Origin of the sequence: Rapidithrix thailandica, from assembly GCF_039710355.1 — a bacterium.
GTDB lineage: Bacteria > Bacteroidota > Bacteroidia > Cytophagales > Flammeovirgaceae > Rapidithrix > Rapidithrix thailandica.
This window is the reverse complement of record NZ_JBDKWZ010000018.1, coordinates 62,016-87,533: the sequence shown is the minus strand read 5'-3', so window position 1 is coordinate 87,533 and position 25,518 is coordinate 62,016. Positions and strand designations below refer to the sequence as shown.

16 protein-coding genes are annotated in these 25,518 nt (G+C 42.4%); 8 read left to right on the top strand and 8 right to left on the bottom strand.

Going from position 1 to position 25,518, the window contains the following annotated elements; translation table 11 throughout:
• Nucleotides 1-33 precede the first annotated feature (33 nt).
• Together AAG747_RS23910 and AAG747_RS23905 are read left to right on the top strand one after the other, a co-directional pair.
• The gene (locus tag AAG747_RS23910) at nt 34-975 is read left to right on the top strand and encodes an EamA family transporter (RefSeq protein ID WP_346823772.1); all 942 of its coding nucleotides are present in this window, start codon (nt 34-36) and stop codon (nt 973-975) included.
• 173 nt (nt 976-1,148) lie between these two features.
• A complete protein-coding gene (locus AAG747_RS23905) occupies nt 1,149-3,800 on the top strand; it encodes a glycoside hydrolase family 3 N-terminal domain-containing protein (RefSeq protein WP_346823771.1) in 2,652 nt (883 codons plus the stop codon).
• A 243-nt stretch (nt 3,801-4,043) separates the two neighbouring features.
• On the opposite strand, the gene AAG747_RS23900 is transcribed toward AAG747_RS23905, so the two are convergent.
• The 3 genes from AAG747_RS23900 to AAG747_RS23890 all read right to left on the bottom strand — a co-directional run bounded on the left by AAG747_RS23900 (nt 4,044) and on the right by AAG747_RS23890 (nt 7,513).
• Nucleotides 4,044-5,699 (bottom strand): T9SS type A sorting domain-containing protein, encoded by a 1,656-nt coding sequence (locus AAG747_RS23900; protein WP_346823770.1) that lies wholly within the window; start codon nt 5,697-5,699, stop codon nt 4,044-4,046.
• A 439-nt stretch (nt 5,700-6,138) separates the two neighbouring features.
• Nucleotides 6,139-6,780: an FMN-dependent NADH-azoreductase gene (locus AAG747_RS23895; RefSeq protein ID WP_346823769.1), complete on the bottom strand. Its 642-nt coding sequence runs from the start codon at nt 6,778-6,780 to the stop codon at nt 6,139-6,141.
• Nucleotides 6,781-6,934: 154 nt separating this feature from the next.
• A complete protein-coding gene (locus tag AAG747_RS23890; protein WP_346823768.1) occupies nt 6,935-7,513 on the bottom strand; it encodes a Crp/Fnr family transcriptional regulator in 579 nt (192 codons plus the stop codon).
• Nucleotides 7,514-7,940: 427 nt separating this feature from the next.
• On the opposite strand from AAG747_RS23890, the gene AAG747_RS23885 reads away from it, so the two are divergent.
• The 3 genes from AAG747_RS23885 to AAG747_RS23875 all read left to right on the top strand — a co-directional run bounded on the left by AAG747_RS23885 (nt 7,941) and on the right by AAG747_RS23875 (nt 11,276).
• Nucleotides 7,941-8,600, top strand: a complete 660-nt coding sequence (locus tag AAG747_RS23885; protein WP_346823767.1) for a sulfotransferase family 2 domain-containing protein — start codon at nt 7,941-7,943, stop codon at nt 8,598-8,600.
• Between the two features lie 182 nt (nt 8,601-8,782).
• Nucleotides 8,783-10,396, top strand: coding sequence for a cellulase family glycosylhydrolase (locus AAG747_RS23880; RefSeq protein WP_346823766.1), 1,614 nt, complete (start codon nt 8,783-8,785; stop codon nt 10,394-10,396).
• A 265-nt stretch (nt 10,397-10,661) separates the two neighbouring features.
• A complete protein-coding gene (locus AAG747_RS23875; protein WP_346823765.1) occupies nt 10,662-11,276 on the top strand; it encodes a CPBP family intramembrane glutamic endopeptidase in 615 nt (204 codons plus the stop codon).
• A gap of 57 nt (nt 11,277-11,333) precedes the next feature.
• Here AAG747_RS23875 and AAG747_RS23870 read toward each other — a convergent pair whose 3' ends face one another.
• The 5 genes from AAG747_RS23870 to AAG747_RS23850 all read right to left on the bottom strand — a co-directional run bounded on the left by AAG747_RS23870 (nt 11,334) and on the right by AAG747_RS23850 (nt 23,040).
• On the bottom strand, nt 11,334-13,595 hold the full coding sequence (locus AAG747_RS23870; protein WP_346823764.1) for a glycoside hydrolase family 3 N-terminal domain-containing protein: 2,262 nt from the start codon (nt 13,593-13,595) through the stop codon (nt 11,334-11,336).
• A gap of 85 nt (nt 13,596-13,680) precedes the next feature.
• A complete protein-coding gene (locus AAG747_RS23865; protein ID WP_346823763.1) occupies nt 13,681-15,036 on the bottom strand; it encodes a glucoamylase family protein in 1,356 nt (451 codons plus the stop codon).
• 208 nt (nt 15,037-15,244) lie between these two features.
• Nucleotides 15,245-16,717 carry a RagB/SusD family nutrient uptake outer membrane protein gene (locus AAG747_RS23860; protein WP_346823762.1) on the bottom strand — a complete coding sequence of 491 codons (1,473 nt, stop codon included), beginning with the start codon at nt 16,715-16,717 and terminating at the stop codon, nt 15,245-15,247.
• Nucleotides 16,718-16,746: 29 nt separating this feature from the next.
• Complete coding sequence (locus tag AAG747_RS23855; RefSeq protein WP_346823761.1) at nt 16,747-19,725, bottom strand: SusC/RagA family TonB-linked outer membrane protein; 2,979 nt, start codon at nt 19,723-19,725, stop codon at nt 16,747-16,749.
• Nucleotides 19,726-20,133: 408 nt separating this feature from the next.
• A complete protein-coding gene (locus AAG747_RS23850) occupies nt 20,134-23,040 on the bottom strand; it encodes a triple tyrosine motif-containing protein (protein ID WP_346823760.1) in 2,907 nt (968 codons plus the stop codon).
• 121 nt (nt 23,041-23,161) lie between these two features.
• Here AAG747_RS23850 and AAG747_RS23845 point away from each other — a divergent pair, with 121 nt between their 5' ends.
• From AAG747_RS23845 to AAG747_RS23835, 3 genes are all read left to right on the top strand, one after another.
• Entirely contained in the window at nt 23,162-24,073 is a 912-nt protein-coding gene (locus AAG747_RS23845; RefSeq protein WP_346823759.1) for a DMT family transporter, read from the top strand.
• Nucleotides 24,074-24,373: 300 nt separating this feature from the next.
• The gene (locus tag AAG747_RS23840) at nt 24,374-24,877 is read left to right on the top strand and encodes a hypothetical protein (protein ID WP_346823758.1); all 504 of its coding nucleotides are present in this window, start codon (nt 24,374-24,376) and stop codon (nt 24,875-24,877) included.
• A 129-nt stretch (nt 24,878-25,006) separates the two neighbouring features.
• Complete coding sequence (locus AAG747_RS23835) at nt 25,007-25,516, top strand: hypothetical protein (protein ID WP_346823757.1); 510 nt, start codon at nt 25,007-25,009, stop codon at nt 25,514-25,516.
• The last annotated feature ends 2 nt before the right edge of the window (nt 25,517-25,518 follow it).

Genomic DNA, 25,518 nt, shown 5'->3' with positions numbered 1-25,518 from the left:
AAATTTCTTGTTTCCTTCTCTATTTTTGCGGCCATGAAGGAGATTAAAGGAATTGTATTGGTGTTTTTGGGCGCCTGTAGTTACGGCATTCTTTCCACTTTTGCCAAATTGGCTTATAAAGAGGGCTTTACCGTAGCGGATGTTACCGGAAGTCAGATGTTGTTCGGTTGGGTGATACTTTGGGGAATTGTGATAGGAAAGTCATTTCAATCAAAAAAAACGCTTGTGAAAAGCCCCGTGTCCATGCGTACTGTGGGAAAATTCCGCTCTGTCCTCACATTAATGGGAGTCGGAACCAGTACGGGGATGGTGAGTTTGTTGTATTATCAATGTATTAGCCTGGTACCGGCCTCTATTGCAATCCTTTTATTAATGCAATTCACATGGATAGGGCTATTATTAGAAGCGCTAGTCCACCGCAAATGGCCGTCCCGCCCAAAGTCAATAGCAGCTTTGGTGATTATCATCGGGACATTCTTTGCTGGAGGAGCGATAGACGGAACTGCCGGAAATCTTGATATGGAAGGAGTGATTTATGGATTATTGTCAGCCATTGCATATGCCTTGTTTGTCTTTGTGAGTGGCCGTAGTCAAACACAAATTCCTCCTCTCAAAAAATCAGCCTTTATGATCACCGGGGCAAGTATTTTAGTTTTATCCGTACACCCGCCTACCTTTCTTTTTGATGGGAGCCTGCAAATGAATTTTACGGAAAGTTTGTGGGTATGGGGAATTCTTTTAGCCCTTTTCGGGACGGTTATCCCTCCTTTATTTTTCTCCGCGGGAATGCCAATTGTCGGAATCGGATTGGGCTCAATTCTCAGTGCTGCTGAACTACCGGTGGCTGTTCTGATGTCAAATATTATATTACAGGAAAAAGTCAGTTCTTTACAGTGGTTGGGTGTTTTGTTGATTTTGATGGCAATGGTAGTACCCAATATGTATAATTTACGATGGAGAAAAAGCATTAGCTGAACATTCATTCCTGTGAAATCTGTTCCTTAGGAAAGCTGCACCAATAATCTGTTTAGTCCAAATTAGGGGCAAAACGAAATGTCTGAGATTTCTTATAGTCATTTTTACTATTTATAATTTTGTTTCCCTAATTTTAACCACAAAAACGAATACGGTTAATCACAGGCTTTAAAATGATGAAACACCTTTCCTTAAGTTTTTGCTGGATGGTATGCATAGCAATCTTCCAATCCTGCCAACAAAATCAATCCCCCGTTTATAAAAATGCCAATTTACCCGTAGAAGACCGGGTGCAAGATTTGCTTTCTCGAATGAGTCTGGAAGAAAAAATCCGGCAAATGGACATGTACTCCGGGGCTGATTTTAAAGAAAATGAGGCTTTTTCAGCTGAGAAGACTCAAGAGCAATTAGGAGAGCTGGGAGTAGGAGCAATTCATGATTTGTATCCGAAAGATGCTGTAACCATCAATCAATTACAACAATATGTTATAGATCACAATCGCCACGGGATACCCGCTTTGATTCTTTGTGAGTTTCTGCATGGGTATTTGGGCGAAGGAAGTACGGCATTGCCTATGAATATCGCTTTAGGGGCTACCTGGGATAGTGAATTGTTACAGAAGGCCGGACAAGTGATCGGTACGGAAGGCCGGGCATTCGGAGTACACTTTGGCTTAGGGCCTAATCTGGATTTGGGCCGGGAGCCGCGCTGGGGGCGGATTGCCGAAACCTTTGGGGAAGATCCTTATTTGGCAGCCCACTTGGGTTCGGCCTTGATCCGGGGAATCCAAGGGGACAGCCTGACCAGCAATCGAGCCATGATAGCCGAACCCAAACACTTTGCCGTACACGGAGTGCCACAAGCCGGGGGAAATTCCTCTCCGGTGGAATTGGGCCGGAGAATTGTCCGCCAGGATTATTTACCCGTATTTGAAAAAGCTTTTAAAGAAGGAGGGGCTTTGGGAACTATGGCTGCTTATACGGAATTGGATGGCGTGCCTTGTGCTGCCAACCAATGGTTGTTGACCGATGTACTGCGCAAAGAATGGGGATTTAAAGGCATCGTGGTGTCTGACTTGGGAGCGATCCGTTTTTTGGAAAATGTACACTACGTTTCCGATTCGCCCAAAGAGAGTGTACGTCAGGCCATTGAGGCCGGTATTGATATGCAATTTTACGATTTTCCCACGGAAGATTATCAACGGTATTTATTGGAGTTGGTGCAGGAGGGAAAAATCAGTGAAGAGCGAATCGACCAATCGGCAGGCAATGTGCTGCGTCTGAAATTTCTTTTAGGACTTTTCGAAAATCCCTTTACCGAACAACAATGGATCGATGAGCGGCATCATAGCCAAGCGCATCAGGAAGTGGCTTTGGAAGCAGGCTTGAAATCTATTTGCTTGCTGAAAAACCAAAATAAGGTGTTGCCTTTGAGTAAATCGCTGAAAAATGTGGCGGTGATAGGCCCCTTGGCCAATGAGTCGGTTTTGGGGGGATATTCAGTGAAAAAGAAAAAAGCCATCACGGTTTACGAAGGCATCAAAGCGCATTTGCCGGAGGCCAATGTGCGCTATGAAAATGGCACTCCGTTGATCTTTAAAGGACAAGCCATTAGCCAAGCTAACTTATGGACACCAGATCAGAAAGAGCGGGGCTTGAAAGCGGAATATTTTGCCAACCGGCATTTGAAAGGAGAACCCACTTTAACACAAGTAGATCCGCAAGTAGATTTTCACTGGCCGGGTTCTCCGGGTGAAGGTATGCCGGAAGATCAGTTTTCCGTGCGTTGGACAGGCTATTTAAAACCGGTTACTTCCTTTTCCGGTTGGATCGGGGTTAGCTCTGACGATGGAGTAAGACTATGGGTGGATGATGTATTGGTGATAGACAATTGGAGCAAAGGATCTACTAATATCGCTACCTCCCCGATGGAATTTAAAGCGGGGAAGGCCTATAAAATCAAGCTGGAAATGTGGGAAGGTGGCTATGGGGCCAAAGCCCAATTGCTTTGGGATTTGAAAAAAGTAGATTTCCAACCAGCCGTACATTTAGCCCGTCAATCGGATGTGGCTGTGGTGGTGTTGGGAGAGTCGGAAGAGTTGGTAGAAGAAAATAAAGATGTGGCATCACTGGATTTGTTTGGCAACCAGGAGGAGCTGATCAAAGCGATTCAGGCCACAGGTACTCCGGTAGTTTGTGTATTGCTCAATGGCAGACCCTTGTCTGTTAACTGGATCAATCAACATGTGCCGGCCGTTGTGGAAGCTTGGTTTCCCGGTGAAAAATTAGGAGAAGCAGTTGCCAAGGTACTTTTTGGTGATTACAATCCGGCCGGTCGTTTGCCCGTCACCTTTCCTCGCTCAGTAGGACAATTGCCTTTCTATTACAATCAGAAACCTTCTGCCATTCACCGTTATAACAAAGAAAGTCACAAGCCGCTTTACGAATTTGGTTATGGTTTGAGTTATACCAGCTTTGAGTACAGTAATTTGAAAATTACGGGGCAGGAGGCCAATTATTCGGTTTCCGTCACGGTGACCAATACAGGCGACCGGGATGGGGAAGAAGTGGTGCAATTGTATCTCAACGATGTACGCAGCTCGGTAACCACACCACGAAGAACGTTAAAAGGTTTTCAACGGGTGATGATTGAAAAAGGACAAAGCAAAGAAATTACCTTCCAGCTCACTCCGGAAGATTTGTCGCTGTGGAACCGGGACATGCAACGGGTAGTAGAAGCAGGTGAATTTGAAGTATTCGTAGGGGGTAATCAACACGATGGCCTGGAAGGGAAATTTGAGGTAAAGAAGGATGTAGTGTTGTAAGGATTTGCCGGATACCGTTTTGACTGTGAAGTGAATTAACCTTTTTCTTTTTCCTAAAAAATGCTTCAAAAACGCCTCCTCTGTGTTACTTTTTTTAACAATAGCTTTGGCTATTCTCTTCAAAAAGTACCTTGATGAGCCGGTTTTGATTCCATTTTCGGTCAAAAACTATACGTTTAAACCACTTCATAAAATAATAAAGGAGCAGAGATGATTTCTGCTCCTTTATCTTTGGATTCAATTTTACTCTTTTAAAAATTTCAATTTTTGAACCTGTCCGTCTGTTTTGGTGATTTCCAGGATGTACAACCCTTTTACCAGTTGGCTTATATCTAATTCCGCTTTGTTCAGGTTTTGCAGAGTAGTTTGTAATACCACTTGCTGTCCGGTGATAGGAATTATCCGGATTTTACTATTTTGAAAATCAGAGATATATGACAAATTCAAGCGGTGGGCACTTGGGTTAGGATAAATCCTGATACCATTGGCCTCGCTTTTTAATTCCGCTAACTTGTTAAGGTTGTTATCTTGGGCCTCTTTTGCCGAGGAATGACTGCCAAACGGGCAATCTTTCACTACAAAATCTGTCCTTTCATACCGGCTGTCTACTCTTAATTCCGGTTTGACATATTCAAATTTAGTGATTTTGGTGATACAGGGTTGGTGTCTGATCACTTCTTGTTGCATACGGATTTCGCAGTCGGTACCCGATTTGCCGTTTAGGTCGGTTTCTACCAAATAGATATCGTTGCTTCCCGCCCCATAGGAGGAGACCGATCCGGTGAAAACATATCCTGGTTTGCTCCGGGTCAATTCGTAACTGTAATCATAGTTATCGATGCCGTAAGTATTGGTCCATAGTAAGTTACCGTTGGCATCGGTTTTAAACATATAAGCATTGTTTGGGCCAACGCTGTTGGTATACCCTGACACTACATAGTTCCAAGAGCCTGTTGAATTTTGGTCAATGATCAATCCTTTGGCAATATCCACTCGCTCGAGGCCATAGGTTCGCATCCATTGGAAGTTTCCCGCTGCATCCAGACTTAACAGGTAAGCATCCCCTTGGCTTCCTACTCCGAAACTTTGTGTATATCCGGTAATGATAAAATTTCCTTTAGGCGTTTCTTTCACACAAAAAGCCTCATCGTTCAATTCACCTCCGATATACCGGTCCCACATTACGGAAAGGTCCGGTTTTAATCGAACAACATAAATATCATTGAGTTGACCATTCCCGCCGGTACAGTTCAAGGTAGAGCTTCCCACCAATATATAACCGCCATCTCGGGTTTGTTCGATCCAATAGCCAATTTGGTCGTATTTATAACCCAACACGACTGCACGCTTGACATTTCCTAATAAGTCTGTAAGCACGACATAGACATTTTTGCCGGGTAGGATATGTGGAAAGCTTTGTGTTTCTCCCACCATGATGAATCCTTCTCCTATATCCGGATCTTTTATCCTTTGTATACAATGTCCCCGGTCGTCTTTCTCTCCCCCATAGATTTTACTGGTAATCGGGTTGCCATTAAAATCGGTGCGCACGAAATACATGTCGTGATTTCCGAAGCCAAAGCTATTGGTATGCCCCAAGGCTCCATATCCTTGATTGCCAATATACCTTACCGAATTGAACTGCTCATAGCGTTCTCCGCCATATGCCATTTGCCAGAGGGGGTTTCCGGCCGGGTCGGTTTTCATCAGGGTGGCGTCCCCTCCGGCGATCACCGGAAAACTGGTGGTACCCGCTACGATAAAGCCATTGTCATGCTGGGTCATTTGTACGGAATAGCCTGATTCCCGGCTATCCAGCCCGTACGAATGTTGAAATTGAGCAAAAGAGTACTGATAGAAAAAAATGCATAATGCAAGTAAAGTGAAACAACGTTTCATAGTGATATAATTTTTTTTGAATAAAAAATGAAGGTACAGTCAGGCCAGGGTAATGTGTAGAGTGCTACACTTACCAAAAAAATAGCCTAAAAAGGTAGCGGAGTATTTGGTGTGTTTTTTTGAGAAAAAAATTAGGCTTGTAGATAAGTACTACTCATGAAAATGAGTGAGAATAAGTTAGCTGTGTAGAGTGATGCTAGCTGTGTGGATTATTTACCATGTCCCGATAATGGGGTATTAAATTTACGAAAAATAAATTAACATACTACTATGCTATCGCATTTTTAGGGGGCTTATTAGAAGTTGTTTCTTTTGTATAGAATACGGTTTGTTTTGCAAAGGATTTTTATTCAGAAAAATAACAATGAGTAATGGCCTTTGTGTAGAAAAAAGCACATTACTCACTGTTGTTTCAGGGTTGATTCGTTTACGATTGTTTTTACACGAAACTGCAAACTTCGTCTTCCATTTTATGGATGGCTTGTTGGATGGATTTTTCTAATCGTTCCCCTCCAAACTCATCATTGCCGCTATAAATAAATCGAATGTCCTCAACCCCTATAAAACCAAAAGCGGTGCGTAGGTGAGGCTCGAGGTGATTCATAGGTTCCAATATTTCTCCCTTTTGATACCCATGGTCACCGGTGGCTACTACCACGAACATCTTTTTTCCTTTTACCAAAGGCTTATAAGGTGCCTCTTTGTCTTCAGGGGTGAAGAGGAAAGTCCGGTTAACCCGGATAATATTATCTATATAGGCTTTTAGAATACTGGGCATGCCAAAGTTATACATTGGTACTCCTAACAGATAATAATCGGCTTCGAAAAATTGGTCCACCAGATGATCGCTGATTTCCAAAGCTTGTGTATGGTGGATTGTGCGCTTCGTTGGGGGAGTAAAAGCAGCCGCTATCCAATTTTCATCTACATGAGGCGGAGGGGTAACATACAAGTCCCGGTACATTAAGTCAAATTCCGGAAAGTTATCCAACCATTTTTCTCTAAACAACAAACTGAGCGACCGTGAATGCGAACGTTCTTTCCGGGGACTACTATCTATATGCAATAATTTCTTTTTCATGGATATAAGCTTAAAAATGTCTTACTTTTTTGATTGATCTCAGTAAACGCGCTTTTAAAATACTGATAAGGCAAAAGTAAGACAGGATAAGTCTTCAAGTCCATGAACTAGTTTAGGAAATTCTCTTGAACTAGTTTAAGAAAATGAACCGGATTTATTGTTTCGCAAGTTTTTTACGGATTTTACTTAAAAATTCAGGGGTAATGCCCAAATACGCTGCGATGTGGTATTGTGGGATACGGTGATGGAGGTTGGGGTATTGTTTGAGAAAATCCTGGTACCGCTCCTCAGCCGGTTTGCTCATGGAAGAGACCATTCTCTTATAAAGAGATAAATATGATTTTTCAAGCATCAATCTGGAAAACCGCTCAAATTTAGGAATGCGCTCATAGATTAATTGTAAAGACGGATAATCGATTTGTAACAAAGTACAATCCTCCAGAGCCTCAATGTCCAAGGTGGCCGGTTTCCCTGTCAAAAAGCTTTCAAAATCATTGATCCACCAATCTTCCATGGCAAATTGAGTCATGTATTCCTGAGCATTGGGTGTGGTATAAATAGCCCGTAAGCAGCCTTTGATCACGAATGTTTCATGCTTACAGATATCTCCTTTCTGCACTAAAAATTGTCTTTTCCGCAGTTTACGCTTTTTCAGCATTGAAATGAAAAACGAGGTTTCCTCTTCAGTGAATTGAATGTGTTTGGATATATTTTGTAAAATGAGTTCGTACATATTGAATGATGATAGAGGGTAATGTCAAAATGCAATACATGGATGGGAAACAGCCCAATCTGCATTAGCATTTATTAATAGCTTTTAATTCCAAAAAATAGACTTTCTCATTAACTTGGTTGTATCATTTTAGGCTTCAAAACTTGCACTTTGCTTACATTGAGTAGGTAAAAAGTGCAATTTGTAAATCATGGAGTATTGAATTTCTTACAAAAAACGAGATATCCTAATAATTAGGGGAATTCAAGAAAGAAGCCTTCAAGAACCAAAATTAGCCGAATATTAATGAAAGATAAACAACCTCAAGTGATGGATCGTGTTTCTGTGAAAAGCAACCTGTAATCTTCTTTCTTCACTTCCGGTATTTATCAATTCTTTGTGTCAAAGAGCTACCAAAATTATTATTTCATTTAATTACCAAGAAATCATGCTTATTTCTCATTCCAAGAAGTTCATCTTTGTCCACAACTTTAAGGTTGCCGGAACCAGCATCCGCGGAGCGTTGGAGAAGTACACTTACAAATGCATGCCACAAGTGAAGCGGATGGAGAAAATTCTCTATCTGTTAGGATATTATCCCTGGATATTTACAGATGACTTTGAGCAACATAGTTTGGCCAGAGAACTTAGGGGACAATTGCCCCGGAAAATTTTCCGGAAGTATTATAAGTTTGGTTTTGTACGGAATCCTTGGGACTGGCAGGTGTCTCATTACACGTATATTTGTAAAAGTCCCCATCACTATCAGTATGATTTAATCCGGAATATGAGCGGGTTTGAGGAATATATCCATTGGCGAGTAAACGATTGCCTGGAGTTGCAAAAAGACTTTTTTTACGATACGGATGGAACGTGCCTGGTGGATTTTATCGGAAAATTTGAAAACCTCAGCCAAGACTTTACTACGATATGTCAAGCCATCAAAGTGAAAAGTGAGCTGCCGCATCTCAACAAGAGTAAAAGTAGTAAGTACTTGAATTTCTACACTCCGGAAACCATTGATTTGGTATACGAAGCGTACCAACCCGATATAAAACTGTTTGGCTATGATAAACCTGAATTAAACCGCCGTGCAGCGGCCTCCTGATAACAAAGAACTCCCATACAGATAGATTTCAGTGATTAGCGCCCGGTTTATTGAATAACCGGGCGTATTTTGTATACGAAGTCTTGAGCATCTTACCCATTGTTTTGAGCATTTCACCACTTTTTGCTTTTCCCTTTCCTATGGTCCTCCCAGTTTTGTGAGCAAGACTAATTATTCACAAAATGAAATATGTACTAACCAACATTTTATGGCTGGGCATTTTAGGGGCAGTGCTACAGGCCTGCCTTACGCCCCAGTCAGAAAAAGAAGAAAAAACGGCAGAAACAGAAAAATTTGTCACTTCACAAGGGCAAAAGTTTCTTGATCCGGAGGGGCAGCAGCTTATTTTACATGGGGTGAATGTGGTAAATAAAGAAGCTTCTACAAATTATCTGGGGCATGTGAGTAAAGCGGATTTTCAGCAGTTTAAGCAATGGGGATTTAATTGCATCCGTTTAGGGGTGATTTGGGATGGTTTGGAACCGGAACCCGGATTGATCAACGAAGCTTACTTAAAAGGAATTGATGAACAAATTGCTTGGGCCAAAGAAGCAGGCTTGTATGTGTTTCTGGATATGCATCAGGATCTGTTTAGTCAAAAATTTGCCGATGGTGCTCCTGCCTGGGCAACCTTAGATGAAGGAAAGCCCCATATTGCGGATGGCCCGGTTTGGAGTGATGCGTATTTTACCAGTCCGGCAGTACAAACGGCATTTGATAATTTTTGGATCAATGCCAAAGCCAGTGATGGAGTAGGAGTGCAAGATCACTATGCTAATGTTTGGAAGAAAATCGCACAACGTTATGCCAACGAACCTACCGTAATCGGATATGACCTGATGAACGAACCTGTAAGTGGCTCGCTGTATTTACAGTCCATGCCATTCATCGCAGCACGTTTGGCAGAAGTGTTACACGAAACAGATGGTGAAGGAAGTTGGAGTGTCGAGCAAATCGGGCAAATGTGGAGTTCACCTGAACAACGTGTACAAGTGTTACAGAAATTAAACGATATTGAGGTTTATGCTGCCACAATCGACACGCTGAATCATGTGTTTCAGGCCTTTGAGAAGGAAAAACTAATGCCTTTTTATCAAAAGGTAGCCAATGCAATCCGGGAGGTCGACAACAAACACATCCTTTTCATGGAGACGAACATTAATAGCAATATGGGTGTGTTGACAGGAATTGAACCGCTAATGACGGGCAAAGGAATGCGCGATCCCCAACAAGGTTATGCACCTCATGCATATGATATTGTAGTGGATACGGATCTGGGTGGAACGCCCACTTTTGAACGGGTGGAGCTCATTATGCAACACCATTATCAAAGCTCTCAAAGGTTAAATATGCCAATGTTGGTTGGAGAATGGGGTGCTTTTTACGGAACAAGCAATGCCTTGCCAGCCGTATCTCATATGATGAAGGAATTCGAAAAATACTTATGTGGCAATACATATTGGGAATATAGTGATCTTCTCAATGAGCCAACCTATCTATCTGCGATCATTAGACCATATCCTATGCAAACTGTGGGAAACTTGTTGGCTTATCGTACAGACAGCAATTCTTTTTCCTGTATTTGGGAAGAACCTGAAGGACAAACCGGAGCCACTGTAATCTACCTGCCATTTGCCGGACAAATAGAAAATACCGAGGTGGTATTCACAACAGGTAAAGGGATTTCCGAAGTTAAAATGATTGAGCCGGGAAGGCCCGAAGGTTATTTGGTGATTCCTTCCTTATCTCAAGGAGGGAAACGCGAATTAAACATACGCTTACGGAACGTTCTGTAAGGAAAGGTTTTACTATACACTTTTACCCTTCAAGGCTATTTGACTTGTGCTTTATGTATAATTCTGGCACAATGTTGAAGATGCCTTGAAGGGTTTTTGCATTCTGATGATCTAATGGGCTATATCATTCATTTGCTCACATCTGTTCACATATATTCACCACAAGGATTTGCTCCTCCACGTCCTTCAGGAATTATTTTTATGAATTCATTGTAAACAAATTAGCCAGCTATTTCATCTTTAGTTTACAAACTGAAACGAACCTATGAAGCTCCTGAAAATGGTTGAATTATGTGGGCTTTTTGTGGGGATTCCATTACTATACAAATTTGATTTGATTCCCTTTCACAAATCCATTCCCCTTCTTGCCGTATTTACTTTAGCGATTGCTATTTTATATAAAGACAAAAATTTTGAATTTAATTGGTGGAAATTGCGCACCTGGCGTTATTGGCGTGTTCACCTGTTGCGCTATTTGTTGTTTGTGGTTCTGACCACAGTGGCTGTGCGAGTTTATGAACCTTCCTCGCTTTTTGATTTTCCGGCCCACAATCCGAATATGTGGTTACTTACAATTTTATTATATCCGTTATGGTCAGTGTTTCCTCAGGAAGTGATTTACAGGGCTTTTTTCTTTCACCGTTATAAAGAATTGTTTCAAAAACCTTGGGCATTATTATTAATGAATGCCCTGTTATTTTCCTTTTCGCATATCATTTTCAATAATCTATTGTGTTTGGTAATGACCTTTTTCGGCAGTATCATTTTTGCCTGGACCTATTTAAAAAGTAAATCCGTATTGGCAGTATCCATAGAACATGCCTTATATGGGAATTATATTTTTACTGTGGGCTTAGGAAAATATTTTTTCTTGCCATAGCGAAAAGCCCCCAGGCATTTCCGGATGCAAGGGGGCCCCTCATGTTGGCATTTGATTTTAATGGACACTTTTCCCCGTCAATTCAAATTCTGTTTCTTGTAACTCTTCGGAATTTGTTCCGACCATCACTTTAAACTTCCCAGGTTCAGCTGTAAATGTCATGTCTTTGGTATAAAAAGCCAAGTCATCAGAAGTCAATTCGAAAGAGACAGTACGGCTTTCTCCGGGAGTGAGCAAAATTTTCTGGAAGCCTTTTAATTCCTTCACCGGACGGGTAACGCTGGCCACCAAATCGCGGATATACAATTGTACTACCTCTTCACCCGACACAGTGCCTGTATTTTTAACAGAAACACTTACCTCCAGTTTTCCATTAAAGGGCAGTTGAGAAGTACTTACTTCCAACCCTGTATATTCAAAAGAGGAATAGCTCAAGCCAAACCCAAATGGAAACAGAGGTGTATTGGGAATGTCCAGGTATTTGGACGTGTATTTATTGTTCGGGTCCATAGGGCGTCCCGTATTTTTCATATTATAGAAGGTGGGGACTTGGCCTACGCTTCGAGGAAAGGTAATGGGCAATTTTCCGGAAGGGTTGTATTTTCCAAAAATCACATCGGCAATGGCATCTCCGGCAGTAGTACCTAAGAACCAGGTTTCTAACATAGCATTTGCCAAAGACACTTCTTTTTCCAAGGCCAGAGGTCTTCCGTTCATTAAGACAACTATAAGGGGTTTTCCGGTTTGTTGAAGGGCTTGTAGCAGGTCTGTTTGTACGCCAGGTAGCGTGATGTCAGAACGGCTGGCTGCCTCTCCGGACATATCCCAGGCTTCACCCAAAACGAGTACAACTACATCCGATTTTTGAGCAACGGCTAGGGCCTCCGTAAAGCCCTTTTGCTCCTGATCGTTGATTTCACAACCTTTGGCATATAAAAGTTGGCCGTTTTGACCCAATTGTTTCTCTAAGCCTTCTTTTAGGGTGACGGATTTTTTCCAATCTCCTGCAGCCGACCAAGAGCCTATCAAATCTCTACGGGCATCCGCTAAAGGACCGATGAGACCTATCTTGATATTTTCTGTTTTAAGGGGTAATGTTTGTCCCTCGTTTTTTAACAAGACGATGGATTTGCGGGCGACATCCCGGGCGATGGCCAGGTGTTCATCCGACATGATGACGGCTTTTTCCCGTTCTTCATTGCAGTATTTATACGGATCGTCAAACAAGCCTAGGCGGTATTTCATCAGTAAAATATTCATCACCGCATTGTCAATTTGTTGTAAGGTAACTTTTTCATCTTTCACCAATTGTTCCAAATGATTGGCATATACGGCACCCTGCATATCCATATCGATACCTGCATTCATCGCCAGAGCACCGGCTTCGTATTCATTGGTTGCCACCCCGTGTGGAATCATTTCATTGATCGATGTATAATCCGTCACTACAAAGCCGTTAAAACCCCACTCATCTCGCAAAATTTCTTTGAATAAGTAAGCATTTCCCGAAGCAGGCATTCCGTCCAATTCATTAAATGAGCTCATAAAAGTAGCCACTCCTGCGTCCACGCAAGCTTTGAATGGAGGCAAGTACACTTCTCTGAGCACCCTTTCGGACATATCAACTGTGTGATAATCACGACCGGCTTGAGCCATTCCATACGCTGCAAAATGCTTGGCACAGGCCAATACCGTATTTTCTGCTGACAAGTCGTCTCCTTGAAAACCTTTTACCCTTGCTTTGGCGATTTGTACTCCCAAGTAGGTGTCTTCACCTGCGCCCTCGGATACCCGGCCCCAACGAGGGTCGCGGGCTATGTCTACCATGGGAGCGAAGGTCCAGTGAATGCCTTCTGCCGCGGCCTCAGTGGCTGCTACTTTGGCGGAAGATTCCATTGCTGCCAAATCCCAACTGGCGGCCTCTCCCAAAGAAATAGGGAAAATGGTGCGATGGCCATGAATGACATCGTAACCAAAAAGTAGGGGAATGCCTAAACGGGTTTCTTCTACTGCTAATCGTTGAAGTTCGCGGGTATAATTAGCGGTGTAGGCATTGAAAATAGCTCCTACTTTTCCTGCCTTGATATCTTCTTTATACCCTTTGCGCATGGTAGGCCCAGTGACATCCCAGTCACTCGTGAATAGATTCAGCTGGCCGATTTTTTCCTGTAGGGTCATTTTGTTCAGCAATTCTGTTGCTTTACGGTAAATTTCCGGATTGTCTTTCTCACCGGAAAAACTTGCCTGAGTGCCTTGTTGTTCTACAGGGCTACAGGCATATATGATCATACTTAGGAGGACGACAATTCTAATTTTCATATTTTTTTTAATCATTATTTTAAGCTCATAGATAAAGTCACTTGCTTACACCTTCCAAGTTTTTAAAACCTGGAAGGTTTGTCGTTTAAAGACTTTCAAATCCCAGCTTTTCCAAACCCATTTGCACTTCCGGACAACTCATGAACAAGCTCCAGAGCAAACCGGTACGGTGGTTTTCGATCATTACCACAATAGGCCCCTGATCGATAGCCAGATACTGTGTGGGATACCAGTTTTCTTGTTGATTAAAAGCATCATAAAACCCGTATTCTCCCCAGATTTTATCACCCAAGTCAAAGTAAAAATGTTTTAATACAACCATCACCTCCTTGGGGGCATAGGGGAAAGAAGAAAGGGCTGCTGTAGGCGAAATCACCCCCAGGTCGTTTTTAGGACTGTGTCCGGCATAGCCATTAACCGAATAGCTGGAGGTCAGGCCCCAACAATTTTCCCCATATCCTTGATGATTTTTTGGATTTTTAATACAATACTGACGGTTGATCAACACATGATTTTTGTTGTGTTCCCAGTAATCAGCATACTGGTCCTTCAGGTTGCGAGGGTCCAAACCCAGAAAAGAATAATGTTCCCAAAAGAGCGGCCCACCGTACTGTATTGCATCGTTGTGTTTTAAAGCCAGGTGATAACCATATTGCTGGTGATTGGGATCGTTTTTGATGTTCCCGTTTCTAGCCCAACCTTTGTGATAAGCCTCGGGAGGAATTCCATGTGTAGGGGATGATGCCGCCAAAACATACATAATCAGTCCTTCGTTATAGCCTTCTACAGGAAAATTCATTTCCCAGCCATAGGTAGGTGACCAGTGCCAATACAAGACGTCTTCTCCTCCTTTGGTATACCAGTCCCATTCGATTTGTTTCCAGAGTGTATCAATTTTTTGAGTCAGGGCTTTTTCTTCCTCATTTCCATTTAAGAAATATTGTCGTGCACATAACAATCCTTGGGCTAAAAATGCGGTCTCGACCAAATCCCCTCCGTCATCCTTTTGACTGAAAGGCTTTACCTTGCCCGTTTCCCCGTTCATCCAATGAGGCCAAGCGCCATGAAAACGATCGGCTTTTTCCAGCCAGTTGACCAGTTGGTGTAAGCGTTGAAAGCCTTGTTCCCGGGTGATGAAGCCCCGTTCAATACCAACCAAAATAGCCATTATTCCAAAACCCGTACCTCCGGTAGTCACAATATGTTTGTCATTTTGTGGATAGACATTATCGGAATGGTACCGTTCCCGTGCCGCCCCTGAAGTAGGCTCTGCTCCATCCCAGAAATATTGGAAGGTATGATATTGGACCAAATTCAGTAAGGAGTCTTCGCTGATTTCAACGGTTTGTGGTGCTGTATGATCCTGATCACCCTGTTTGTTAGGAGTACAACCGATCATTAGCCAACTGGCGATTAATAATAAGGAAATATTTTGGGTCATTCTTGTTAGTTGTTTTGAAAGATTAAGTTAAAAATGATTATTAAAGTTGGCTTCTGTTTTGAATACAGGCGTTGTGTATACATCTTTATTTGAAGCCGGTTGAAATGAACTTCCAATTTTCAAAGTGTTTAAAAATTACCTGCTCGGCTACTGGGTGTAGCCAGACAGGTAGTTTGGTTTTCCATCGAAATGTAAGAGTTGATCAAAATCAATATCCGGGGTTTTGAAGGAGTTTTCCTTCACTCAAGTTTATTTGGCTTTGAGGGATGGGAAAGAGTTCGTGTTTTCCATCCACAAAGTTTTTACCATGAGCTCTCAATACTTCCCCGGCCCTGCCTTGACGCACCAAGTCAAAGAAGCGGTCGTGTTCAAAGGCAAGTTCTACCCGCCGTTCATGCCAGATGATTTTCCGGAGTTTGTTCGGGTCTGTTTCGTTGACAGGAGCTAATTTGGCCCTATCTCGCACTAAGTTGAGTGATGTCAAAGCGTCCATTCCCAATTCATTGGCAGCCTCTGCATTCATCAGTAAAACTTCGGCAAAGCGGAAAACCCGTAAGTTTTTGTTGGATTCCCAATCATTTCCGTTAAAGGTCTCTTGTACCCGGCTGATATAGGCTTTTTGATTGTAGTAAGGGTTGGGTACATCGGTAATGATCTCCACTCCGTCCCAGAGCGTTTCTCCCGGAAAAATAATGGTGGCCTCCTTTCGGGTATCTCCCACCTCATAAGTATTGGCCAGGTCTTCGGTAGGGGTATTAAATCCCCAGCCAAATTGTCCGCGTACTCCTTGAGTGGCGGTATAGCCTTGCAGACCCTTGTTCGGAGTATCCCCCCGGCCCTGCACTTCAAAAATCGATTCGACGGAATTTTCTCCCACCTCTCGCCAAATAGTTGCATAATCATCAACCAAAGCATATTCTCCGGAAGAAATTACTTCGTTGGTCAGCCGGGACACTTCCGACCAATTGTTTAAGTACATGTTTACTTTTGCCAAAAACGTTTTGGCTGCTCCTACAGTAGCCCGGCCTACGTCTTCAGGACCCAATTCACTTTTGGGGTATAAATTTTCAATGGCAAATTGAAGGTCGTTGATAATCAGTTGGTAAATCTGCTCTTTGGACGCACGGGTACGGGCTTGTTCCAGTTCTTGCGTATTGGTAGGGTCCGGTATTTTTTCAATCAAAGGAACTCCTCCGAAGGAACGGACCAGGTTGAAATAAAAATAAGCTCTTAAGAACCGGGCTTCTCCCATCAAACGGTTTTTGACGCGTTCTTCGATGGTAAAGTCCGGAATGACTTTCAAAGCTTGATTGGCCCGGGCAATTCCCTGATAGTTTGCCACCCAAACCTCATTGAACGAGACTGCGTCCACGCTAAAGGTGAAATTGTCCAACAGGTTCTTATCCGTGCCTGTATCGCCCGGCACACTGCCTTTGTCGGCATCGTCTGAGGTAATACTGGTAATGCCAATCCAGGCAAACGTATGTTGGTTCCAGTCGAGTAGTTTATTGTAAATTGCATTGACCACTTGAGCAGCGGCCTCGTTGGTTGACAATTTGTCTTCAGGAGTTTGTTCATTTTGTGGTGGAACATCCAGGAAGCTTTCTGAGCAAGAATACATCGTCCAAGAACAAGCAAGTATTCCAAGCCAATAGCTGATTTGTTTTATAAATGGTTTCATTTTCATCTAATTTGAAGGTGAAAGAATCATCAAAAGCCAATGTTTAACCCTAATAAGTAGGTGGAAGAGGTAGGATATGCATTGAGTTCAATTCCGGCATTCCGGGTATCACCGGGTAGCTCGGGAGTGAACCCGCTGAAATCTTTAAAAATCACCGGGTTTTGAGCACTGGCATAGACGCGTAAATTGCCTACATGGATTTTTTCACTCAAAGAAGCAGGCATTGTATATCCTAGAGTAATGTTGTTGATCCGGAAGAAGTCACCGGATTCCAAGAAGTATGTAGTGGCTAATGGGACATCGTTGGAGGCTCTCGGAATGGAATTAGAGGGGGTAGTCGTATTCCACCGGCCTGCCAAGTCCGCTTCTATATTTTCATTACCAAAGCGTTGAGCTTTTTTTCCATTGTAGACTTTATTGCCTAGATTGCCATACGTATCGATAGATAAATCAAAGTTTTTATAAGAAATACTACCTACGAAACCAAAGTAAAATTCCGGTTGGTAAGAACCCGAAAAGCTGCGGTCCGCTACATCAATGATCCCATCCTTATTAATATCTTTTAACCGGAAGTCCCCCGGTTTGGCATCCGGTTGAATTAATCCGCCTTCTTCATTTACATACGCATTGATTTCGTCTTGACTTTGAAAAATACCATCGGTTTCCCACAGCCAGAAACTGCCGATAGGCTGCCCCACATCGGTACGGGTAGTCACTTGTCCGTTGCCTAAGCTTCCGGAAATGATTGGGGTAGCACCTTTGATATCCTCCAGTTTGTTTTTGTTGTAAGTCAGATTGACACCTACAGAATAATTGAACCCAGAGGGAGCAGATTGGCGCCAGTTCAGGGCAAATTCCAGCCCTTCGTTTAGAATATCGGCTTTATTAGTAATAAAAGAGTTATCCCTATCGCCAAAAATGGCATCCAAAGGAGCGGGCATCAATACATCTTTGGTGCGTTTGTGGTAATAGTCGATTTCACCCGTAATACGACCATTGAACATACTGAATTCTACACCCAGGTCCGTTTCATAGGTAGTTTCCCAAAGCAAATTGAGGTCTTTGATATCTACGATGGTAGCGCCTTGTTGCAAGGTGCTGCCTCCGGCAAAGGCGTAATCCAAGCCCGAAACAAAGGTCAATAAGAAAGCGTCCGAATCTATATTGTCATTTCCGATTTTTCCCCAACTTCCCCGTACTTTCAAATTGTCTAACCAATCGATGTCTTGCATAAAGGGCTCTTCTGAAAGCCTCCACCCTAAACCTACGGAAGGAAACAGAACCCAACGGTTGTTTTTGGGGAATTTGGAAGAGCCGTCATAACGGGCCGTGACAGTGAGCAAATAGCGATCGGCGAAACTGTAGTTCAGTCGCCCGATATAAGAATTGATTTTGTTTTCGAACGTTTTGCTGTTGTTGGTGGCAGAGGCTTCATCGCCCAAGGAAAGGTTCCAATAGCGCTCTTGAGCGGGCACATTCTGCCGGCTGGCTTCGAACTCATCATTTTTGTTGGATTGAGCGGTGGTTCCTGCCATCACTTTGAGTGAATGTCTGTTCCCAAAATTTTTACTATAGGTCAGCGTATTGTCCCATACCCAATTGTTGTAGTTATTTCTTTTTAAGGTAAGGACAGAGATTTCATTTTTTTGCGTATCGGAGATTCTGTACACCGGAACATAAATTCTGCCTTTATTACGGATTGCATCCAAACCGAAGCTGGTACGGAATTGAAAATCTTTTAAAAATGTCACTTCGGCAAAGAGACTTCCTTGCATACGATCTCCCCAGCTACGGTCGTGGGTATGGTCGATGGTAGCTACCGGGTTGCCCACATTATTTTGTGAGGTAAACCCATAGTTTCCCTCGGCATCTTTTACAGGTACGGTTGGAGCTGCTTTGTATGCAGCGGTGAAAACACTAAAGGGGATATTATTTCCAACAAAGTGGGAAAGGCCCAATACATTGCCGAGTTTAATATTTTTCGTTAGTTGGAAGGTATTGTTCAGCCGGAAGTTGATCCGCTCGTAATCGTTGTTCTTTAAAATTCCTTCCTCTCCATAATATCCCAGACTGGCATAATAAGTGGCTTTGTCGTTTCCGCCTTTCACCGATAAATTATGACTTTGTGTCAGGGCGGTACGCGTCACCGCATCCAGCCAGTCGGTATTGACTTGTGCATCGGCATCGTCAAAAGCAGGAGGTTGGTTGTCATAAGAGAGTGCTTCATTGGCATAGTCAATGAACAAACGGCTGTCAGCCATATCTACTTTACTGGCAATGGTTTTCACCCCGATAAACCCATCGTAATTTATATTCATTTTGCCTTTCTGGCCGGCTTTGGTCGTGATCAGAATGACGCCATTTGCACCCCGTACTCCATAAATAGAGGCAGAAGAGGCGTCTTTTAAGACATCTATGGAGACGATATCGGATGTATTGATATTGCGGATATCATTGGTAATAATCCCGTCAACTACATATAGTGGGTCTGCCCCTCCTAAAATGGTACCTACTCCACGCACCCGTACCATGGGATTTTCACCAGGGCCACCGGAGTTTACAATTTGTACACCCGTAAGCTTTCCTTGCATCGCTTGCGTTGGAGTGAGGGCCGGTTGTTTGAGTAGCTCTGTTCCGCTGATTCCTGAAATAGAGCCGGTTACATCGGATTTCCTCTGGGTGCCATATCCTACCACAATGACCTCTTCTAGCTGCTGTAGGTCGACTTCCAGTAAAATTTCCAATGAACTTTGCCCGTTCAGAGTAATTTCCTGGGTTCTCATGCCTACAAAGCTGACTGTCAATACATCTCCTTGTCGGGCAAGCAGGGAAAATTTTCCTTCGATATCGGTGACAGTGCCTTGTTGAGAATTTTTGACTAGCACGTTTGCTCCGGGAATCGGAGCCTGATCACCCGCACTTTTCACTACTCCTGAAATAGTTTCTTGTTGAGCGTAAGATACGGTAAACCACAGGAGTGCAATAAGGGTAAATATCCTCCTTTTCATATTCATATTTTTTAGTAAAATGGTATTTAATTGTTTGTGTTTGAAGGTTAACCTGTGGAGTCAAAGTAAATGATCTTATATGTGGAAGCGAAATATTTGGTTACATCACTACTACTACAAAGAATGATGGGGTGAGTACCTTCAAGTAGGTTAGCTGTAACTTGTTCATTTCCAGTGTAAATTCCGAATGTTTGCCCCAGAGGTTTTTTGAGGGAAAGCCAGGTAATGTAGAGGGAGAAAATAGGCCAAAATACTTGTTTGATGTAGTGATGATGTAGTAAAAAAGGTTGTGGAAACCCGGAATTATACACATGAAAGTACATCGAAACGGAATACACCTGATTGAGGTATAAACAACCTTAACGCTTGGAGATGTTTTACTGCTGGTGAAAGCCTGCCTGTGAATTTCTAGACATTTAAAATAAAATCCACCAGGTTTTGCTCATGGTTTAAGTTGAGTTTTTTACGCAAACGATATCGTCTGATTTCTACCCCTCGCACAGAAATATTTAACAAAGGAGCAATTTCTTTACTGGAAATATTCATCCTGAGATAGGCACAAAACCGGAGATCGTTAGGACTGAGATCGGGATACAAGCTTTTCAGACGTTTGAAAAAATTCTCATGAGCCCGGTCGAAATGTGCCTCAAACACTTCCCAATCATCTTCGTTGGAAATATTCCGGTTAATTACTTTGAGTAATTGTTGATAACACTCTTCCGGGAAGCGATTGTTCAATTCATTTTTTTGTTGGTTCAATACCTCTTTAATTTCGATTAGCACTTCATTTTTTTTGACGATACCCCGGGTAGAGTTTGCCAACTCTTTGCTTTTGTATTCTACTTCGGCTTGTAATTTTTCATTTTGTACTTTCATTAGCTTTTGCTCATTCATCAGGCTTTCTTGTTGCAATTGTTCTTCCTTTTCTTTGTGAAGCTTTTGCTTAAGCATTTCCTGGTGTATTTGGAGTTTGCGCTTATAAACATATCTCAATAGGATAAGCAAACCGGCCAACATAAAGGTGTAGACCGACAGGGCTTTCATCGAAAAATACCAAGGCCGGTCGATGGTAAATTTGTACCGGACAGGGACAGAAGTATGGCCAAAGGGATCTTCTGCAATAGCTTCAAATTCATATTCGCCAAAGGGCAAACGGTAATAACTGACAGAGGGATTGCTGGTAGGAGGGGCCCATTGGCTTTCCAAGCCTTTTAACCGGTAGCGGAATTTCATATCTTTCAAATGGTAGGCGGGCAGATAGACTTGGAAAGAAACAAAATTTTTCTCAAAAGGAATGAGGGGAGCAGATGAGGTGGATTTACGGTCCAGCGATAAAGATTGTGTTTGACAGATAGCCTGTCGTAAATGCAATTGTTGTTTCCAATCTCCGTCAGTTTGTGCTAATTGCCGGTTGTATAGCGCAAAGCCGTTGTCCAGACAGATTAAAGTGAGTTCTTCGCTTAGAGGAATAAGGTTTTCTTCTTTTTTGACTAAGGCTCCGTAAAACTCAAAAAAAGGAAGCTCCCGGCTCAGGTGTACTCCATGTGGGTCGATTGTAAACAGTCCCAAGGATTTTTTGCCCACCAGCCAATATGCTTTCTCTGAAGACTGAATGATCCGGGTTGCTCCGGCAAATGCCCCCAACTTCTCATTCAATTGTGTATAAAGATCAATGCTGTCGTTTAATTCATCGTAGTAGAATAATTGCTGTCCGGTGCTGAAGAGCAATTGGTTCATTACCTTGAATACCTGTACATTAAATTCTGTTCCAAAGGTTTCTTTTCCATAATAGTGCAGGTTTTCTATCTGGCTGAGAGTACTGTCCAATTGAATTTTATAAACTCCTTTGAAAGCATGGCTGGCCCATAAAGTGCCGTTTTGAGCAAACTCAATAAAACGGATGGGTTCGGCAAAGCCCTCTTGATCAATCACTTGATAAAGCGCCCATTGCCCGGAGGGGGCCTGGTGGTACACCAATAGTTTTGTATAGGTACCTTGAATCAAATACTTTTTCCCTCGAAAAGTAAAGGGTTTGAGGTCCCAGCCACCGGTATAAGGAGATATCTGCTGAAATTGCTCGTTTTGGATGAGATAAGTGCCTTGATTATGACCGCAAATCAATTGCTGGTCAATGACTTTGAGTTGCCATACCTGTCCTTGTGAGCCTTCCAACAGTTGAAAACTGCCCGTTTCATGATCCTCTTGCCATTCTTTATAAAAGACCCCTTGATTAGTGCCCAAATACAACTTCCCCTGATGGAGGGCGGCTGTGTATACGGAACCAAAAGTACCTTGTTGATCAATGTAAAAGCGAAAGGGGGAATTTAACTGCAAATAATCAATGCCTTTATCCAAGGCCAGCCAGAGGTTTTGTTGCCGGTCAAGATATAAGTTAAGGACAGTGTTATTTTGCAAGCCGGATCGTTGGTTCAAGTGTTCTGTAATGTTTCCCTTGAGATCGAGTTTGATCAAGCCGTTGAGGATTGTCCCTAAAAGGAATCCTTCACCTTCCTGATAGATGCCGCAGTTCAGCTGGTGTTTTTTCAAAAAATCACTCGCAGGGATGTTCCAGGAATGAAAGCCTTCTTGGTCATAAAGGTAAAGCCCTTGGTTCTCGGTTCCTAACAAGATTTGTCCGTTGGGCATTGGGAGAATAACCGGAATCAGGGCCTCTTTCAAAAGTTCACTCCCTTCTATTTTTACAAATTTTTCTTCTTTGATTTCATAAAGGCCCTTGCCTATCACCTGGGCCAGGTACCGGCCTTGAACGCTTGCCAAAAATAAAATGGGAGAGGGAGGCGAAATCACACGGATTTTGCCACTTTGATATTTGAATACTTTCGAAAAAGTTTGAAAATAGATACCCTCTTCTCCAATCAAAATTTTCCATATTTCTTCATTGTGTAGCGTGTATTCAGTGAGTTTTGATACCAAAGAGTGGTAGGTGAAATTCCCGAAAGCATCCCATTGCCAGTAGCCGAATTCCTCGTAAGAACCCGTGTAAATCTTTCCATCCGGAGCAACAGCCACGGAACGGACGATCATCTTATTGGGCATTGTATAATGCTCCCATTGATTGCCATCGTATACTAAGAGTCCGTTGTGGTTTCCTATATACAGGATTCCCATCGAGTCCTGGGCAATGGCCCAATTGCTATTGGCTCCTCCATAAACCGATTTCGAAAAATTGCGGATATAGGGGGAGCCTAATTGAGGATTGGCTTGACCTGAAAATGTAAACCCAATGGTAAGAAGGAGGAGTGTGTGTATCAGTTTTTTCATTTTCATAAAATGCCCTACATGTATTTGCTTCAAAAATGGAAGGTTAAAAGTAGAAAACAAAAACCAAACAGGCCAAAAGCCTGGTTTGAGCAAATCCAAGTCATATGGATCTTTATCCCCTTTTGTTGAAAACTAGTATATCTTTGCGCTTGCTATGAAAACACAAACAACACATGCCACAACTAAAAAACAGAGCTTACTGCCTGTTATCTTCTTGTTAATCCTATCTTTGGTATGGGGGAGCTCCTTTATCCTTATCAAAAAAAGTTTACAGGTATTTACCTTTGAGCAGGTAGGGGCAGGACGCATTTTCTTCGGTTTCCTGGCCTTGGGCTTTTTGGCTATTACCCGGGCAAAGCAAATTCCCAAAGCCCAATGGAAATATGTCTTGGCCATGGGCTTGTTGGGAAATTTGTTTCCGGCTTTCCTGTTTGCCATTGCCATTACCCAAGTACCCAGTTCTGTCACGGGGATTTTAAATGCCTTGACTCCACTGTTTACCTTCTTGATCGGTATGGTGTTTTTCAAAGCCAAAATGCAAAAAGGGCAACTTTGGGGCTTGCTATTGGGGTTTGTAGGGTGTGTAGGCTTAAGTCTTGTCAACAGTAACGGACAACTGGGACAACTTAATTATTTTTTGTTGTTTGTGGTGATTGCTTGCCTGTGTTATGCCACTAGTGCCAATATTATCAAAACCCACTTATCAACTATCCATCCGGTTACGTTGACCGCTTGCGCAATGATCTTGATAGGGCCACTTGCAGCCACTTATTTATTCAGTTCGGATTTTGTAGAGCGTATACAGACGCATCCCGATGCCTGGTTTTCTCTTTCTTGCCTGATATTTTTAGGCACTGTAGGTACGGGGTATGCCCTGATTCTTTTTAATAGGTTGGTGCAGACGGTTTCCCCGGTGTTTGCAACTTCCGTTACGTATATTATTCCCATCATTGCGGTGATGTGGGGAGTGTTGGACCAAGAGCAACTATTTCCCTTGCACTTCATCGGGATGGCGTTGATTATTGCCGGAGTATATGTGGTGAACAAGTTCCGGAACGTAGCCTAAATCTTCCGGAATCAACAAAAACCGGAGAAAACTGATATTGGAAAAACTATAAAAATTGGAAGAGGAGTGTAGGGATGTTTTGCTTATGTTTGCCGGGTAGGTGTATTCTAAAAAACTCCTATTATATTATTCTAATAAATTCCTCCGTGCCCCAAAGCTTTTGTTGATTTGGGTATTATATTTTAGTATATTGATTTTGAAAATTATACAAACTTCTAGTTCTGTAAAAGAACAGGGTGCCTCTACAGAAAACTGATTCAAATACTAGCAAACCATGAAACTTTATTACCTTCATTTCTTATGTATGCTAAACTAGCAAAAAGCCTATTTTTTTACACTATATTGCTTACTTGCTTTTTCTACCACTCAGTACATGCCCAATCAAATGAAATAGAAAATCCCGGACAATGGCTCAAACAAACCATTGAACAAGCCGCTCGGGGTAAGTTATTCGGATACGGAGTCTCCTATCATGTCGAAATTACAGGCAATTGGTTGTACATCAACCAACATATGTTTCTCCATCCCGAAAAGCAGTTTGATATGCGTTATGCCGTTGACCTGACTCAACTGGAAATCGGAAAAACCCTCAAAATCCGCTATCATGTAAAGAAAAAGAGACTTTGTCTGAAGTTTAAAAGGCGCCTCATCAGCATGTTAAGCGAACATCCTGATGACAGTCAGTACCTGATATTTGATCAGGTAACACAGGCTGAGTTTCCTCAACAAGTTATCCTGGCTCTCCGGAATGTCCAACAAAAAGCATTGGAACATCGCAACTTTCACTTAGTGAGTAAGCGATGAATTTTCCAGGCGATTACATTTTCGTTAATGATCGGTAACACAGTGTACGTTTTGTTGTGAATAACTAATTTTTTGGGTAACTTTTTATAAATAAAATCCAAATTTTTAACTATTAACACTTACATCGTCATGAAGGCTAAACCAATATTTTTTGCTACATTGTGTTTGGTGGCCTGGGTAGGTACCTACCCAACTAGTAAAGCGGCTATCCTTGACGAAAAACCTGATAAAACCGACTTGGAAGTAACCCAAATGTGGTTGAAAATCATGATTGAATCGAATGCGGGAGCTTATGCATATGGTCATGTTATTTCATACCGGATTACCTTTGAAGGTGCTGAAATGATCATTGAACAAAGGATGAGAAAAAAGAACAATTGTTTTAAAATCCTGTATGCGGTGGACATGCGTAAAATGAATTTAGGAGCCAATGTCACGCTCAGCAAAGACGAGAAAGAACGACAACTCCGGATTATATTTGATCAATCACTGATCCGGTTGATAAACGACCATCCGGATAGGGACCAAGAGTTGATCTTCGATAACTTGCCGAAGCTATCCTTGGGAGAACGGATTTTTGAACATTTGGCCGAAGCCAAAAAATTGCTTTCCGGATTTCAAATTGCTAAAAACGAATAAAG

Bases quoted from the DNA above. Each gene is read 5' to 3' on its own strand.
- AAG747_RS23910 (WP_346823772.1), top strand. From the start codon at position 34: ATGAAGGAGATTAAAGGAATTGTATTGGTGTTTTTGGGCGCCTGTAGT.
- AAG747_RS23905 (WP_346823771.1), top strand. From the start codon at position 1,149: ATGATGAAACACCTTTCCTTAAGTTTTTGCTGGATGGTATGCATAGCA.
- AAG747_RS23900 (WP_346823770.1), bottom strand. From the start codon at position 5,699: ATGAAACGTTGTTTCACTTTACTTGCATTATGCATTTTTTTCTATCAG.
- AAG747_RS23895 (WP_346823769.1), bottom strand. From the start codon at position 6,780: ATGAAAAAGAAATTATTGCATATAGATAGTAGTCCCCGGAAAGAACGT.
- AAG747_RS23890 (WP_346823768.1), bottom strand. From the start codon at position 7,513: ATGTACGAACTCATTTTACAAAATATATCCAAACACATTCAATTCACT.
- AAG747_RS23885 (WP_346823767.1), top strand. From the start codon at position 7,941: ATGCTTATTTCTCATTCCAAGAAGTTCATCTTTGTCCACAACTTTAAG.
- AAG747_RS23880 (WP_346823766.1), top strand. From the start codon at position 8,783: ATGAAATATGTACTAACCAACATTTTATGGCTGGGCATTTTAGGGGCA.
- AAG747_RS23875 (WP_346823765.1), top strand. From the start codon at position 10,662: ATGAAGCTCCTGAAAATGGTTGAATTATGTGGGCTTTTTGTGGGGATT.
- AAG747_RS23870 (WP_346823764.1), bottom strand. From the start codon at position 13,595: ATGAAAATTAGAATTGTCGTCCTCCTAAGTATGATCATATATGCCTGT.
- AAG747_RS23865 (WP_346823763.1), bottom strand. From the start codon at position 15,036: ATGACCCAAAATATTTCCTTATTATTAATCGCCAGTTGGCTAATGATC.
- AAG747_RS23860 (WP_346823762.1), bottom strand. From the start codon at position 16,717: ATGAAACCATTTATAAAACAAATCAGCTATTGGCTTGGAATACTTGCT.
- AAG747_RS23855 (WP_346823761.1), bottom strand. From the start codon at position 19,725: ATGAAAAGGAGGATATTTACCCTTATTGCACTCCTGTGGTTTACCGTA.
- AAG747_RS23845 (WP_346823759.1), top strand. From the start codon at position 23,162: ATGAAAACACAAACAACACATGCCACAACTAAAAAACAGAGCTTACTG.
- AAG747_RS23840 (WP_346823758.1), top strand. From the start codon at position 24,374: ATGTATGCTAAACTAGCAAAAAGCCTATTTTTTTACACTATATTGCTT.
- AAG747_RS23835 (WP_346823757.1), top strand. From the start codon at position 25,007: ATGAAGGCTAAACCAATATTTTTTGCTACATTGTGTTTGGTGGCCTGG.